13 protein-coding genes are annotated in these 15,169 nt (G+C 63.5%); 6 read left to right on the top strand and 7 right to left on the bottom strand.

Annotated elements, in window-relative coordinates; translation table 11 throughout:
* Nucleotides 1-5 precede the first annotated feature (5 nt).
* The 3 genes from F1C12_RS10020 to F1C12_RS10010 all read left to right on the top strand — a co-directional run bounded on the left by F1C12_RS10020 (nt 6) and on the right by F1C12_RS10010 (nt 2,963).
* Nucleotides 6-974 carry a carbohydrate ABC transporter permease gene (locus F1C12_RS10020; RefSeq protein WP_185278587.1) on the top strand — a complete coding sequence of 323 codons (969 nt, stop codon included), beginning with the start codon at nt 6-8 and terminating at the stop codon, nt 972-974.
* A complete protein-coding gene (locus F1C12_RS10015) occupies nt 971-1,885 on the top strand; it encodes a carbohydrate ABC transporter permease (protein WP_185278586.1) in 915 nt (304 codons plus the stop codon). Before F1C12_RS10020 ends, F1C12_RS10015 begins: the two co-directional genes overlap by 4 nt.
* A gap of 61 nt (nt 1,886-1,946) precedes the next feature.
* Nucleotides 1,947-2,963, top strand: a complete 1,017-nt coding sequence (locus F1C12_RS10010) for a LacI family DNA-binding transcriptional regulator (RefSeq protein ID WP_185278585.1) — start codon at nt 1,947-1,949, stop codon at nt 2,961-2,963.
* A 562-nt stretch (nt 2,964-3,525) separates the two neighbouring features.
* Here the strand turns inward: F1C12_RS10010 and F1C12_RS10005 are convergent.
* From F1C12_RS10005 to F1C12_RS09990, 4 genes are read right to left on the bottom strand one after another with little or no spacing between them, the layout of a single operon-like run.
* A complete protein-coding gene (locus F1C12_RS10005; protein WP_185278584.1) occupies nt 3,526-5,493 on the bottom strand; it encodes a zinc-ribbon domain-containing protein in 1,968 nt (655 codons plus the stop codon).
* The gene (locus F1C12_RS10000; protein WP_185278583.1) at nt 5,483-6,526 is read right to left on the bottom strand and encodes a TniB family NTP-binding protein; all 1,044 of its coding nucleotides are present in this window, start codon (nt 6,524-6,526) and stop codon (nt 5,483-5,485) included. The genes F1C12_RS10005 and F1C12_RS10000 overlap by 11 nt, the downstream gene beginning before the upstream one ends.
* Nucleotides 6,523-8,547, bottom strand: coding sequence for a Mu transposase C-terminal domain-containing protein (locus tag F1C12_RS09995; RefSeq protein WP_185278582.1), 2,025 nt, complete (start codon nt 8,545-8,547; stop codon nt 6,523-6,525). The genes F1C12_RS10000 and F1C12_RS09995 overlap by 4 nt, the downstream gene beginning before the upstream one ends.
* Nucleotides 8,547-9,302, bottom strand: coding sequence for a TnsA-like heteromeric transposase endonuclease subunit (locus F1C12_RS09990; RefSeq protein ID WP_185278581.1), 756 nt, complete (start codon nt 9,300-9,302; stop codon nt 8,547-8,549). The genes F1C12_RS09995 and F1C12_RS09990 overlap by 1 nt, the downstream gene beginning before the upstream one ends.
* A gap of 339 nt (nt 9,303-9,641) precedes the next feature.
* Between F1C12_RS09990 and F1C12_RS09985 the strand changes: the two genes are divergently transcribed.
* The gene (locus F1C12_RS09985; RefSeq protein WP_185278580.1) at nt 9,642-9,977 is read left to right on the top strand and encodes a helix-turn-helix domain-containing protein; all 336 of its coding nucleotides are present in this window, start codon (nt 9,642-9,644) and stop codon (nt 9,975-9,977) included.
* Between the two features lie 420 nt (nt 9,978-10,397).
* On the opposite strand, the gene F1C12_RS09980 is transcribed toward F1C12_RS09985, so the two are convergent.
* Nucleotides 10,398-10,793 (bottom strand): ester cyclase, encoded by a 396-nt coding sequence (locus F1C12_RS09980; RefSeq protein WP_185278579.1) that lies wholly within the window; start codon nt 10,791-10,793, stop codon nt 10,398-10,400.
* Nucleotides 10,794-10,874: 81 nt separating this feature from the next.
* Nucleotides 10,875-11,345 carry a DoxX family protein gene (locus F1C12_RS09975; protein WP_185278578.1) on the bottom strand — a complete coding sequence of 157 codons (471 nt, stop codon included), beginning with the start codon at nt 11,343-11,345 and terminating at the stop codon, nt 10,875-10,877.
* 267 nt (nt 11,346-11,612) lie between these two features.
* Here F1C12_RS09975 and F1C12_RS09970 point away from each other — a divergent pair, with 267 nt between their 5' ends.
* A complete protein-coding gene (locus F1C12_RS09970) occupies nt 11,613-13,118 on the top strand; it encodes an MFS transporter (protein ID WP_185278577.1) in 1,506 nt (501 codons plus the stop codon).
* Between the two features lie 7 nt (nt 13,119-13,125).
* Here F1C12_RS09970 and F1C12_RS09965 read toward each other — a convergent pair whose 3' ends face one another.
* Nucleotides 13,126-14,061 carry an AraC-like ligand-binding domain-containing protein gene (locus tag F1C12_RS09965; RefSeq protein WP_185278576.1) on the bottom strand — a complete coding sequence of 312 codons (936 nt, stop codon included), beginning with the start codon at nt 14,059-14,061 and terminating at the stop codon, nt 13,126-13,128.
* A gap of 341 nt (nt 14,062-14,402) precedes the next feature.
* On the opposite strand from F1C12_RS09965, the gene F1C12_RS09960 reads away from it, so the two are divergent.
* Entirely contained in the window at nt 14,403-15,155 is a 753-nt protein-coding gene (locus tag F1C12_RS09960) for an SDR family NAD(P)-dependent oxidoreductase (protein WP_185278575.1), read from the top strand.
* Nucleotides 15,156-15,169: the final 14 nt, after the last annotated feature.

Below are 15,169 nucleotides of genomic sequence, written 5' to 3'. Positions count from 1 at the left end.
AGATCATGACAACTAGCGTCACACCAACAAGACGCGCCAGCTCCCGCGGCGGACGTTCCCCCCGTCCGCCGCGGGCCGCCTGGCGCGGCGCCCAGAACCGCAATGGCGCACTGTTCGCTCTGCCCTTCTTCCTCGGTTTCGCGTTCGTGTTCGTCATCCCGATCGTCTACGCAGTAGTGCAGAGCCTCTTCACCGTGCAATCGTCCGGCGGCCTGGGTCTGGGCGACTCGTCCACAGTGTTCGCCGGGTTCTCCAACTACATCCGGGCCTTCCAGGACAGCGGGTTCTGGGCATCGATGGTTCGGGTGGGGATCTTCGCCCTCATCCAGATTCCGATCTCACTCGGCCTGTCCCTAACCGCGGCGCTGCTGCTGGACGCAGTGACAAAAGAACGGCGCAGCGGCATCTTCCGGTTCTTCCTCCTCGTCCCCTACATGGTCCCCGCGATCGTCGCCGCGCTGATCTGGGTGTACCTCTACAGCCCTCGCGTCGGTCCGTTCACCGCCGCAGGCAACCTCGTGGGGTTGGACATCAACTTCTTCAGCCCGCAACTGTTGTGGGTCTCGATCGGCAACCTCATCGTGTGGATGGTGCTCGGCTTCAACATGCTCATCATCTACAGCGCCCTGCGAGGAATCGACCGATCCATCCTCGAGGCGGCCCGCGTCGACGGTGCCGGCGCATTCCGAATCGCTTGGTCCATCAAGATCCCGAATGTGCGCGGAACGCTCGTCCTCACCGGACTGATCTCCATCATCGGAATGCTGCAGATCTTCAACGAACCGCTGCTGTTCCGCGGCGCATCCCCGCAGACGGTGACCAAAGACTTCACCCCGATCATGTCGATCTACTTCCAAGCGTTCACGAGCAACAACTACAACTACGCCGCCGCGCTTTCCGTCATCCTCGCGGCCGTGATCGGTTTGTGCTCCTTCGCCTTCTTCAAGCTCACGAATAGAAAGGCGAAAGCATGACAGCCGTCGCCGACCGTCCTGCCCGCCCCGTGACTCCGGACGCAGCGCCGGCACAGCGGGCCAAACCCAAGCGACGCCGCGATCGGGAGCAGTTCGTCGCCGCCGCAGGTCTGGTTCTGTTCGCGATCTACTCGCTTGCCCCTGTGTGGTGGCTGATCGTCAACTCAACGAAGGACCGCCGCGACCTCTACAACACGAACGGTCTCTGGTTCGGTAACTTCAACCTGCTCAAGAACCTCGAACAGCTTTTCACCTACGAGAACGGCATCTTCTTCCGCTGGCTCGGCAACACCCTCCTCTACGCCGGTGGCGGGGCTGCCGTCTGCACGCTCGTCTCCCTCGCGGCCGGCTACTCCCTCTCCAAGTTCCACTACCCGGGAAGAGGCGTCGGTCTCGGAATTGTGATCGGCTCCTTCCTCGTCCCTAGCACCCTCATCACTGTCCCCCTCTTCCTGTTGTTCTCCCAATTGGGTCTGGTGGACAGCATGTGGGCGGTCCTCATCCCGCTTTTCATCTCACCATTCGGTGTTTACCTGTCCAAGGTCTACATCGACGGTGTCGTCCCAGATGAACTGCTCGAGGCCGCACGTCTCGACGGCGCAAGCGAGATTCGAACCTTCTTCCAGATCGTTCTCCCGATGATGCGGACCGGCGCGGCAACCGTGTTCATCCTGTTGTTCGTCAGCAACTGGAACAACTTCTTCCTGCCATTGACGATGCTGCGCGGATCGGACAAATGGACACTCGCGGTCGGCTTGTACAGCTGGTTCGTCGACAAGAACGATTCCTTCGTCGACCGCACCGCGTTGACCATCACTGGGGCGCTGATCTCCGTGATCCCGCTGGCCATCGTCATGATCGCTATGCAGCGCTACTGGCGCACCGGCGTCACTCTCGGCGCTCTAAAGTGAGAAACGTAAAGAGGTGACTGCAGAACCTCGGAACGGAGCGCGAATGTCCTCGCCACGGACGGTGACCCTCGAGGACGTCGCTCGCGAGGCCGGCGTATCCGTATCGACCGCGTCCCGGACCCTCAACGGCAAACCGGCCAAGGTGGGGGCAGCCACGCAGGCACGCGTTCGAGCTGCCGCGCAAGCACTCGGCTACGCCACCAACCTCGCTGCCCAAGCAACCGCCCTCGGTCGATCGAAATCGATTGGCCTGGTTGTTTCGACCATCCCCGAGGATTACCAAAACCCGGTCACCGCCGGGCTGTTCCGTTCCGCAGGCAACCGCGACCTCTTGGTCAGCACCGGCATCTCCGCGCTGACAGACGTCGACAAAACCCGGCAGGTTGTGAGGCAGCTGCGCGGTCAACGCCCGTCCGTCATCTTCGTTGTGGGAACCGAACCAGCCGATAGCCCCGGGATGGCCGAACTCATCGAAGAACTCAACTGGGCCGAACGCGAAGGTAGCCGCGTCGTGCTCATCGGAGTGCGCGGCACAAACCTCGACAGCGTCGTCATGGACGATCATCGGGCAGGCGGTGACATGGCGCGTGCCCTCATCGAGGTCGGGTACACCGAGTTCGCAGTCATCGCCGGCACCGCACCAGGGCTGCTGTCTAAGCACCGGGTTGCCGGCTTCCGGGAAGCGGTTCTTGAGGAGGGGCTCCCATTCACTCCCGACCGAGTCATCTGGCAGGAGTTCACCCACGACGGTGGTTACCGCGCGGTAGGAGAGCTGCTGCGTCGACGGGATGGCATCAACGCCGTCTTCTGCGTCAATGATGCGATGGCGATCGGCGCAGCGGTAAGAATGCGCGAGGCAGGGCTTACGATCGGAGCCGACATCGCTCTCGCGGGCTGCGACGACATTCCGGCCCTTCGCGACATTGACCCGCCGATGAGCAGTATGCACCTGCCGTGGACCGAAGCCGCCGAGGAAGCGTTCGCGTTGGCGGAGTATCCCGAGTCAGACGGTCGCACCGTGGTGCTCGAAGGGCACGCCGTTCTGCGACGGTCGACCCCAGGGTTAGTCAGCCGATAACAGGCGAACCCGGTCAACAGGCTCACATGCCTGACGTCGGCCGCCACGCGAACCGGTCCTCGCAACGTGGGAGCTACCCAGCAACCAACCAGTTTCTCGCGCCGCGCATAGAGCTCCCGTTGACCCAGACGGTGTCACCGATTGGAGGAGCCATGACTGTAAAACCATCCACCCGGCGTGCGCACGCAGAAGTCGTGCGATCCGATGTTCGCGCGATCGTAGGACGACTCAACGATGTGCTCGGGGCGGCTGTTGTCGCAGACCTGGCTGGGAGCAAAGACTCGAAAAGCAGCTACAGGTGGGCACGACCCGACGGAACGCAACCGAAGGATGATTCGATCAGGCGCCTTCTGTTCGCTCACCTGCAGTGGTTGGAAATCTCCCGCACATATGGTGAGGACGCCGCCCGAAACTGGTTCATCAGCGCTAATCCGCTTCTCGGGTATGCCACCCCGGTGGACGCGATCCGGAATGACCGCTTCCGGCAGACTTCGATCGCCGCACAGACGATGCTGTCTGAATGAGGGAGCCGGTGGCGAGTGCCGCCACCGGCTCACACCAGTCAGAAGGTTCCTTTCTCCAGCCCGTTCGCGATGCGTAGGTCTTTCGGACACCGGGCGCACCCGCGAGTCAGCCGTCGATTGTGGAGTTTCGATACGGTCAGGTGGCCGTTCGCTTCACACCGCCAGAAGTACTTCGCGTCGACACGGGCCTTCGCGGCTGGGATGCGGTTCTCGACCTCGTCGAACTCGCTCATGATGAGGGGAAAGCGCGTGACCGCGTTGCTGTCCGCGCTTGAGTTGTGTCCGCTGCAGTATCCGCAGCCCGCTTGAAGACGGCGGTAGGTGCTCTTGTAGGTGAGGTGGCCGTTCGTGCAACGCCAGGTTCGAATCTGTCGAACGGAGCCGAGCAAGTCCGCGAAGGCGAGGCCATCGTTGAGAGCAGGATCCCATTCTGCTTCCAGTTCGGGACGGACTTCGGCGATGCGCTGGGCCCGCTTCATGACGCCTGTTTCAAGGGAGCACACCCGGCATTTCGTGCCGTTCATCCGTGCGCCGATGTTGCCTCGGTAAGGCGGATGACCGTTAGTACATTGAAACCAGGCGTACTCGGTGGTGCACGCCTTAACTTCCCGAGGGGTGCGGTCATTCAGCGTCGGATGCCATTCGGCGACGAGCTGTGGAGCCTTCACCGCCACGGAGTTCACGTCGGGGTCGAAATCCCAGTTGAAGCAGACGGTGCATGGGCGCTTCGAGGTGCACTGTGCGGCGACTGAGCGGGTGTACTTGTGCCCTTCGGGGCAGACCCAGGCAAGCTTTCGGGCGCTTGTCGAGACGTACTCGGTGGGTGAGGCGGTGCCGTTAGCGTCCTGGTCGAACCACGATGCTCGCTCGGGGTGGGTCATGGTGATGTCGGTCTCGCCTGGGACTGCGATGCGGCGAGTGCAGTACGCGCATTGGAAGTTTGTCCTCGTGCCGACCCCTTTCAGCGCGCTCATCGAGATGCGATGCCCGTTGACGCAGATGGCCGGGAGCGCGGCGCGTGCGTGGAAGAACTTGAGGGCGTGACCTGGATTTCGATGCGTGAGCACTTCACGCCAGTTCTCAGCAGTGACCTCTGTGACATCACTGGCCGCCAGGTACCGGTGGAACGGCTCGAGCGGGCGCATCGGGATCTTCCACATGGTGACGACGACCGGGTTGATGCGGAAGTCATGTTCCCAGTGCGGTCGGAATTCACCTCCTGCGAGGACCCACTCCCGGATCGTCAGTGCGGTCGGCCTCAGATAGTGCCAAACCCGGCGTACCAACCCGGCATCGCCGAGCCCGCCCAGTACCTCGCGCAGGTACTCGAACGCTTCAGCGTAGGTCTGGCACGGGTCGAAGAAGCTGCGCTGGAAGTCCACAGTGGCCAGGACAGCCCACAGCCGCATCGCGGCGGGGAACGGCTGCGGGGGCATGATGTGGTGTTCGGCTTCGTCTGCGAGGGTCGGGTCGATGACGTGCACCAACTCCCATAGGGTGGCCGCTGACGCCCAGCCCTTCCGGCGTAGCTTCTGGAACGTTCGCTCCGCCGCCAGGTACTCGTCGCTGACCGTGAACTGGTCGGCCGGGCGGGTACCCGAACCCACCCAGAGACGGTGACGCGTGCAGACCAGCTGCTCCAAGTGGGGTCGCAGCTTGACCTCCGCCCCATGCGCGCAGAGCCGGCACATCCACTGTTCGCCGACCCCGACACGGCAGCCGTTGCAGACGCTGCCGTCGGAGTGGCTCAGCTCCACCGCGTCGCTCACAGCGAAGTGGTCCAGGCGTAGTCGTGCACGTGCAACAACGATCTCCTTCCATAACTCCGCCGGCAACCTGCCGGGGAGCTCGGGCCGGAGCTCCTTAAGAATGATGTGTCTGTGGCTGCGGTTTTCGAAGTTGGCCGCGGTGATTCGGGACTCGAAACTCGCGAAGGTCTCCAAGTGCCGCGGGCGGACCGGGAAGATGTACGGGCGGAGCCGGCGGGTGAAGGTGTCATGCTGCATGGGTGCCTCCGAGGTAGTTGATGGATTCTGATGTGACGTCGCGGCGCTGTCCGAGGAACATGCCCTTGGTGAAGAGCTCCGCGTCGGGTTCGGCGTCGTAGATGAGGTCGACTGTCGTGCGAGCAAGGAGCTTGCTGAGCGCCCCGATGGAGCCCTTGGTGGCTCGGTGGAGTTCGTCCGCGTGGGCGAGGATGCTCTTCGGCTTCTGCGCGAGGAGCGGCAGTTCACGCTCGAACCCCAGGAGGAGCTGCTGCCACCGGAGCTTCTCGTCCTCGTTTGCGAGCGTGTACGGAGTTATCTCCTGTCGGATGAATCGGCTGCTGAGTTGGTTGCCGCGTGCACCCGCGAGGATTTCGCTCCTTAGGACGTGGATGCCGGAGATGATGAACGTCGCCTTCACCTCGTTGGTGAGTTCCTTGATGTAGTCGACGGTCTCGCCGTTGCCAGGGTTCTTCGCTGCGATGTTCTGGAACTCGTCGATGACGACCAGCTGGGTCTTCGCCTTGCGGAGCAGGTCGATGACCTCAGCCGTGAGCTGGTCGGTGTTGTACCGGTTGGGTACCGGCCGGCCGAAGAAGTCGCAGAGCGCTCTCATCAGGGATTTGCCGTTGGACCGCGGGCGTGCTTCGACGTAGACGATGGGGACGGTGCCATCCTCGGCGCTGTTCGGGAAATCCGAGATGTACTTTCGATACGTCCAGTCCATCAAGTACTGGCAGAGGGTGGTCTTGCCCATGTGGCCGGCGCCGTCGATCATTAGCCCGGTCCGGTTCGGTGCGTAGAGGTTCGCTCGGAGCGTCTGTCGGAATAGTTTGACGGTCTCCTCACCGAGGGGGGTCTTCACCCGAAAGCCACCCGTGGAGTAACGGGCGCGCGCCTCGTCGAACTGAGTTCGGGCGAACGGGGTCAGGTTCCGGTATTCGTCCACGGTCGGGAGAGCCGGCTTGACGATACTGGTGCTGAGGGAGTGTCGGAGTCCGTCTAGCGTCGTGATGTGGGGCGTGTCGATGTCGTCTCGGAATAGGGAGCTCACAGCTCTTCTCCTTCGAAGTAGGGGACCTCGTCGGGGTTGAGGTCATCGGGGGTGGCGGGGTCAGCGGCGGTCGGTGCAGCTGCGGTGAGGGCGGGGGTGTGGAAGGGGGTGCCTGCGGCTTCGGCGAGCTTGAGGGCTGCTGCGGCGCGGGTTCGGGCCTTGGACTGGGCGGTGATGGACGCGTCCGTCTGGCTGAGGATTTCGAGCGTCAGGTCCTCGTAGTAGTGGTCGTCACGTCGGGTGTCCGAGGCGGCGACGATGCGTCGCGCTTCGGCGGCAATGGCCGTCGAGTGCGGTTCGGAGGTGACCCCGTCGTGGCGCCAGATGGCTTCAATCCAGCCACCGTCGGGGTCTCGGACCCAGATGGCGCGCACGTCGTAGGGGTTGGCGCGGAACTCGACCTTGTTGTCCGGCCGGCCGTTCACATCCACCTTCTTGGGGGCGATGCGAAGCTTGTGCAGACCGAGCGAGTCGTAGAACCGGTTGTTGTACTGGATGCCGTTCGCGGTGACGGTGCGCTCGTACGTGGGGAGCAGCTCGATGTAGTCGATGGTGTCGATGGGCACAGGGGGCTTGCCTTTCAAGTTGAAGCACGCTGCGTACATCTCGTTGGGTGACAGGCTGACGCTGGGGTGGAACGGGTCGATGAGCGAGTCGCTCGGACGGTTCTGGTACACCCGGGCCACCCACTCGTCGAACAGCAGGTCCAGCGTGATGAGGTCCAGCAGGGGATACTTGCCGTCCATGCGCCCGCGGTTGTCCGGCGAACCGCCGGTAAACGCGGCGATGTACTGCACGAAGCCGTCCTTGATGGTGCGGAATGCCCGCTCGACGTGCGGCTTGTCCGTCCCGGTGGCGGGGGCGGCGTAGAGAAGGTCGACTCCGAATTTGGCGCAGGCCGATTCGAACGTCGTTCCGGTGTAGTCCGTCCCGTGGTCCACGGTGATGGCTGCGGGAACGATGAACGGCCTCTGTTCGTCGAGCTTGTTCCGCTCCTCGAAGCTCACCAGCTCGGCCCACGGGAAGCGCCGCGCCATCATCCGCCATGCCTGGTTGGCTCCAGGTCGCAGCCGGCGCGGGGTCATCGCCTGGGCGAGCAGGAAAGCGTGGTCCATGCTGGTTGCGGCCACGAGCCGGAAAGAGTGTGCGACGATGCTGCCCGTGCAGACGTCGACCATGATGGTGAGGATGGGACGCTGCACGTTCCCTTCCTCGTCAAGCACCGGCGCGTCGAGGGTGGTGCTGTCGATTTCGACGACCTGACCGGGCGCGTACTTCCGGGTGTCTCCGAACGGTCTGCGCGGGGTGGCGATACGTTCCTGACGTCGCTTACTCGTTCCGGTGGTGTACTTTCCGTTAGCGATGTAGTTGAACTGGCGGTACTGGGTGGCGCGGGAGCCGACAGCGATGACCTGGCCCGGGTACTGCTCTTTCAGCCGGCGGCGGGCGATGGCGAGGAGACCGGCTGCCGTCCGGGTGGACTCGTTGGCCGCTTCGGCGATGACCTGTCGAAGAGCCGCGACCCAGCGTTCGTCGGCCTTGTCGAGCGGGCTCTCAGTTCGGATGCTGCGGTTGTCGATGAGGGCGGCGAGGCCGCCGTCCAGGTACTTCTTCCGCTTCCGGTACAGCGTTGAGGGCGACACTTTCCGGCCGAGGGCAGTGAGCTCTTCGGACTTTCGCTCAACTCTCTGCTCGAGCTTCACCGTGCCTGGGTCGTAGTTCGGGTTGACCGGAGCGTCCGTCTCGGACAGGTCTTTCCGTCCGGTGTTCATCTCGTTGAGGTGACCGCCCCAGAACAGTAGTTCGTCGCGGTCATCGTCGGGGATGTTCTCCAACTGCCTCGGGTCGGAGGCGACGCGGGGCGCCGGCTCGGTGAGCCTGGGGACGATGTCGCTGATGTGGATGTTGCGGTACTCGCCGGTGTTGATGTTGCGGAGGGTGTACATGCTGCCGGCGATTTCGGTGATGGTGAAGTCACCGTCGGTGAGGCGGAGGGTGGCGTTGGGGTCGAGGTGGCGCATCAGATGCCTTTCTGGAGGGTGGTGGCGTCGTTGAGGGGTTTGGTGAGGTCGGCGGCAAGTTGGCCCGTCCAAAGCAGGTGGTACAGCTGGGACGTGGTGACGACGGGCGCGATGGGGTTGCGTCTGTCGAGGAGGTCCGTGAGGGTGAGCCCGGGTGCTGTTCTCAGGAGTTCGGCCGCGTCCTCGGGCGGTGGCGCCCAGCGCGGATGCCGGTAGAGGCTGAGCAGGAGGACGTTCTTGAGAAGCACCTGGTCGACGCCGGTGAAGGTCTCGTACTTCCATCCGATGGAGTCGCACACTCTCTTGGTGTTCTCGAACTGCCGTCGGACGCGGTCGTTGATGAGACCGTCGAAGTGGACGTCGAGGATGGCGCGGGTTCCGTCGGCGTGGAGGACGAAGTAGTCCGGCCAGTGGTGGGTTCCGTCCTCGAACTGCACGAGGCACGGTTGCGGGATTACGGCTTCGACGGGGCTGAGGAAGTCCAGGAAGACGAGAGCCCACTTCTCGAGCATTGACTCGTGCCAGACGTGCCGGTTCAGCTGCGCGAACCAGTAAAGGCCGGGTCGGTGACGCTGGCCCCTGTAGTGCACGGGCTCGCGGGCACGGCGGTTGAGCTCGAAGGGCTGGTGGACAATTGCTGGCCCAGCGGGTTCGGTGTGCTTGGTTCCGTGTTTGTCCAGCCATAACACGAGGTTGCGAGTCCGTGGCTCGATGGGCTGGATGGCCTTATAGACCTGCTTGTTCTTTCCTGGCATGACATCTCCTCTGGGGTGGTTACAGAGGTTCTATGCGAGTGGATTATCGGTGGTTGGGCGCTCAATCGGGGACGGGCATCGATGAGAAGATTGTGCTGATCAAGGGCACAATCACACACCCTCCGGTGACGCCGACGGAAACTCAGCGCCCGAGTGTGGTGCAATGTAGCACCGCAACACGCACTCGCGCCAGATGCGTTCGTCTCGGGGCGGCGAAGTGGTCTCACGCAGTTGACATCGGATCGCAGCTCACTCATACTGGTGTTTAGTTGCACCAGATGGGGAGTTGCAACTCGCGTTGCGCTGCCCGGATCCCCGCCACTCGTCTACGCTCGACGTATGCCTCGGCTCAAACGTCAGCGACCTCGTGAGATCGTTGACGATTGGCCGCGCTCACCGTCGTCACGGATCGACGATGCGAAATGGGAGAAAGTGCCCGACAAGCCCCTCGACGAGCGACTGATTGGCCCGGCCCATGCCGCACGGCAGTTCGCATCGAACCTGCGGGAGGCAATCGAAGGGTTCACGATGCGTGACGTCGCTGAACTCTGCCAGCTCGACCACGGACAGATCGTTCGAATCCTGAATGGCGACGTGTGGCCCGATATCGTCACAATCACCCTGCTGGAAGACGGACTCGGAGTCGACCTGTTTCCACGACGGTCCGAGCGATAGCCCATTCTTCACCGAGATTCGCCGACCGCCGGCTCCTCAGTCCCGCCCCAGCGGGCCGCACAACGCTCAGCTGACAAAGAAGGCATGTAGCGAGAGCGTCGTCGGGACCGGGAAGGGAGAAGAGCAAAACTCATCAGCGATGCACGGTCTGGCCCCGAAGTGCAGGGCGGGCTGAACGGTGTGGTTGGCTCGACGACCCCCGCAGCGGTTTGGTTGTGCAGAACAACCGACCACATAGCGACGACAACGGCCGGTCCGGCGCCGGAGCTCAGCCAGGTGTGCGCGTGGGCTTTGGGTGTTGACCAATATCGCCAGCCTGCGACTCGAGGTGAAAAGGAGGCAAGTGGGGCCCGGCTCAGTGGAGACTGTGGGACCGGTCGAGGAGACCGTATGACACCGGTACTCGTCGCGTCGGATCGTCTATTCGTCGGCCAGCTGCTCGGTGTGCTCGTAATGCCACGTCTCGACGATTCGGCCCGCGTGGAGGCGGTGCATGTCCATCGCGGAGAAGCTGCCTTCACGCCCGGTTGGGGGGACGCCCGCGAAAGGCCCGACGAAGCGACCCGTGACGCGTATCCGACACACGATGAGGGAGCCCTGCTCCACCGTCTCTTCGATGTCGACCCGGAGAGCGTTCAGCGCGGTGCGAAGATCCTGGATTCCGTCGAGGAACCCCGAGACGTCCGGAGACCGACCCTCGTCCGCCGGGTGGTTTGTCCACCCGGCGCCCAAAATATTATCGACACGATCCGGCCGTTCCGAGCTGAACAGGTCATAGAAGGCGCGCGTGAGCTCGCGTCCAACTGAGTCTGCCATGTCCCGATAATCCGTCCGTTGGTTGCGGTAAGGTCGGAATCCCCTTCTCGCCCGACTATTCACACACGAATCACTTTCCGGCTAGTCGCTGACGACTGCTGCGCTTCGGCTCCCCCGTCGCCGGGCGATCGGAGCGTCGAGTGAATAAGCGCCGGCTCCAGCGAATGCGAGAGCGAGGCACATCGCGATGATGAGCATGTTGATCTCCCAGCCGCCCGTCGCCGTCTCGGCAAAGAATCCGTGCGGCCAGTTGTACATGACTATCGCGGTGAACATGTCGATCGCAATGGCCGCCGCCGCGATGCGGGTGAAGAGGCCGACGCCAACACAGAGCGCGCCGACGAACTCGACCAAGCCAACCACGACCGCCCATAGCGGGCCAGGGTTCGCGCCGATGGAAGCGAGGAACGCCCCGGTTCCCGAGACACCACCTCCGCCGAAGGCGCCGAAGAGTTTCTGGGATCCGTGGACGACGAAGTCCACGAGCAAGCCGAGCCTCACAATGAGCAGGGAGATGTCGATTCGTGTGGCAGGGTTGAACGGCAGACGCATGGCGCATCCTTTCCGATGTCGAGCGAATGGGACATGAGACGCGGATGCGATGCGACGAGTCGGGGTACACGGCACACACACCGGGTGAGGGGAGTCTCCTCAGACCGATCGCGCCCGGTCAATGACCGAAGCGGCAGTCTGCGCGAAAATACAAGCTCGCTGCGCGGCTGGGCATCGTCTTGGCTCTGGGGCTCAGGTGTCTTGTCCCTCCGGGCAGTACCGCTCCCGTTGACAGAACGCTCGACGTATCCGCGACACGATGCAACCGTGGGCTTTCTCGTTGCAGTCTCGGGCAGGTATCATCGCCGCGGGGCGATGATAGCCGCGATCACGTTGCCTTCGATCGTGGTGTCGATGGACTTCTCGGTGCTGAATCTCGCACTGCCAAAGATCTCAACATCACTTGGCCTGGACGGCGTTCAACAGCTCTGGGTGGTCGACACCTACGGTTTGTTCATCGCGGCGCTCCTCGTACCGGCCGGATCGCTGGTCGACAGCATCGGGGCGAGGCGGACTCTCGTCTGGGGATGCTTCGCGTTCGCGCTGGTCTCCGCCGCGAGTGCGTTCTCGCCGTCCGGGGAGTTGCTGATCGCCTCGCGGGGACTGCTCGGGTGCGTCGGAGCGACCCTCATGCCGGCGACCCTCGCCTTAGTGCGGCAATCCTTCCCCGCGGGACGGGAACGCACGCGCGCGCTGGCCGCGTGGTCGGCAGGGTTCGCCGGCGGAGGGATAGCCGGTCCTCTTCTGGCGGGGGTCCTTCTTGCGAACATGTGGTGGGGAGCGGTGTTCCTGGTCAATGTGCCAGTGATGCTCGTTGTGGTCCTGATGGTCATGACCTCGTTCCGGGTCGTCGTCCGGGGCACCGCAAGGCCAGTGGATGCGGCGAGCGTGCTGCTTCTGATCGTGGGCGGAATCGCCATCCTGTTCAGCATCAAGCAGGTCTTCGCGGACCCCGGCAGCTGGCCAGTGTACGTTCCGACGTCGATGGTGGCCCTCAGCTCCCTCTGGATCCTGGTCCGGCGTCAACGACGGTTGGCGGTGCCCTTGGTGGACCTCCGCCTTCTGCGGCATCCACTTCTTCGATTCGGTGTCGGAGTGAACTCGGCTACTGTGTTCGCGGTTCTGGGAGTCGGGTTCTTCATCCCGCAGATCTTTGAGCTGGTGATGGGCTACGGCCCATTGCAGTCGGCGGGTCTGATGATCCCTGCCGCGTTCGCGCTGATCATCGGAACGAGCCTCGCTTCGCGCGTGCGAGAGCGTTGGACACTCGAAGCGCACATCCTCGTCGGCGCCGTCGGGGTCGTCGCTGGAGTACTACTGCTCCTGCTCGTTCGAGTCGACGGCACCGCATGGTTGATCTCGTCTGCCTATTCGCTGCAATCGTTCGGGTTCGGCGTGATCTCCGTCGTCACAGTGGACGCTGTTCTCGGAAGCGTCCCATCGGATGCCGCCGGCGTCGCATCCGGAGTATCTGAGACTGGTGGCGAACTGGGCGGCGCGCTGGGAACCAGCGTCCTGGGCAGTGTGGCGCTTGCCGTGTATCGATGGATCGGGACGGGAAGCTCGACGCTGCGATCCACCGCGTCGGAGCGGGCGCATGCCCGTGCTGGCCTAGCCGAGGCCCTCCTAGATCCTGGCCTCCTGGGCAGCCGCGCCGAACTCCAGAATGCGTATCTGACAGGTGTGCAGGCTGCTGCCCTCGCGGCCGTAGCCGTTATGCTGATCGTTGTGATAGCGGTCATCAGACGTCGCTGGCGACTCCGGAGGGTCTGACCTGGCGTCAGTGGGCCAGCCGGTAGTCGCGTGGTGAGATTCCATAGGCGGCCTTGAAGACGCGGCTGAACCGCGCTGCGTCCGGGAACCCCCAACGGGCGCCGATCGACCCCACCGGAACCATGTGATGCACCGGGTCGACCAAGTCGCGTCGACACCGCTCAAGGCGACGCTCCAGGATGTACCTGCTCACCGAGCGACCATCCTGTTTGAAAAGCTTGTGGAGATAGCTCACCGAGATATGAATGGTGGCGGCAACGAGCTCGGGACCAAGCTCGGCATCGTCCAGGTTGCGCTCGATGAGATCGTGCGCCCGAACGATGAGGGTCTGGTTAGGGCTGCGCATCACCGGCACCTGAAGGCGCTCGGCGAACAAGATCGCGACCAGGTCGAGAACGTTGCTCGCGAGTCTGCTATTGCTGCTCGGGTCGATCTCGTCGAAGTGCCGCACCAGATTGTTTAGAAGCGGCGAGACCAGAGTCCCGATCCCGGTCGTCCCCGAGTAATGCTCGAGGAGCACGTCCGGGAGCAGATCGCGCGAGAGATTGAGGGCCTGCGGCGGGAACATCATCACGAGCATCTTCGACGGTCCATCGAAGGAGAGCGTGAACGGCCGGTTGGTGTCGTACACCGTCAGATCACCCGGGTTGAGCAGAACCTGCTTCCCCTCCTGCTCGACGCGGCACATGCCGGTGAGCGGGGTGCTGAGCTTCAGATACTCGTTCTCCGCGGACGCGACATGCGCCGAGGTTCGTCGAGCCACGTGCGCGCCCGCCGAAACTGAAGAGATGAACGTCCCGCCGAGCGAATGCTCGAGGATCTCGCCCTGGAAAGTCTCATGTTCCGGCAGAACGGCCTGCATCGGAACGAAGGCATTAGAGAGGAGGTCTCGCCAAGTGTCGCGTCCGGAAGCCGCATCCAGACCCTGAGTGGAGATGAACATGTGCCACTTTCCCTTCGGCGGGCGTCGTCGCCCGTCCTCGGAGGGAGGCTAACGCGACGCTACAGCCGCCGGGCCCCTTTTTCGCGCATCGTGCGGTTGCGGACATGAGTCTTGCACGTGGCGACTAGGGCGTTCACCGCTGAAACAGAGGCTTCACAGAAACGAAACGATCGGGAAATACGGCGGAGCGGGCCGTCGCCGGCTGGCTGAAACGGCAAGGACACCGAGAGTCAAACCCAGGGTCGAGAAAGACAAACGATCGACGCTGTCGCGAATTTAGTGTCGTCCAACAGAACTGCGGACTCGGCGGAAGGCACCGAATGAATACGAGCGGCGCGCCGGTGGCGATCGTCACGGGTGGAGGCACAGGAATCGGCTATGCCACGGCCGAAGCGCTCGTCGGTCAAGGATGGACGACCGTCATCGCCGGTCGCCGAGCCGACCTGCTCTGGGATGCGGCGGAACGGCTGCGCGACGCCGCCGTCGATGGCGCAGAGGTCGCCGCGGTGCCGACGGACATCTCGGTCGAGTCCTCGGTGCGCGATCTAGTCGCCTCGACCGTCGAGTCGTTTGGTCGCATCAATGCCCTGGTGAGCAACGCCGGCATCCTCGACGTCCGACCGTTCGCCGAGATGACTCCTGACGCGTGGCGGACGATGTTCGACGTCGTGGTCACCGGGGCGGCCCTGGCCAGCATGGCCGTCGTCCCCCACATGCGAGCGCAAGGACAGGGCCGCATCGTCCTCGTCGGATCGGTGAGCGGGATCATCAGCGACGCCGGGCTGCCGCACTACAGCGCGGCGAAGGCTGCGCTGCATTCGCTGGCCCGCGGACTCACCGTGGATCTGGCACTGGATGGGATCGTCGCGAATGCGGTCGCCCCGGGCTGGATCAGAACGCCCATGAACGATGTGTTCATCGACGACGTGGACGCGGGTTTCATGCGCCGCCTCAATCCGCTTTCCCGCGCTGCAGATCCGGCGGAGGTCGCTGAGGTGATCCGGTACCTGGTGTCGGAGGCGCCGGCATTCCTCGCGGGCACCACCATCCCGATCGATGGCGGCCAGTCCGCGATGAACCACTACTACGGCTGACGCCGTACCACCTT

The sequence above is a fragment of the Leifsonia shinshuensis genome (genome assembly GCF_014217625.1).
Lineage (GTDB): Bacteria > Actinomycetota > Actinomycetes > Actinomycetales > Microbacteriaceae > Leifsonia > Leifsonia shinshuensis_A.
The sequence above is the reverse complement of the archived record's forward strand: the minus strand, read 5'-3'. Positions and strand labels throughout refer to the sequence as shown.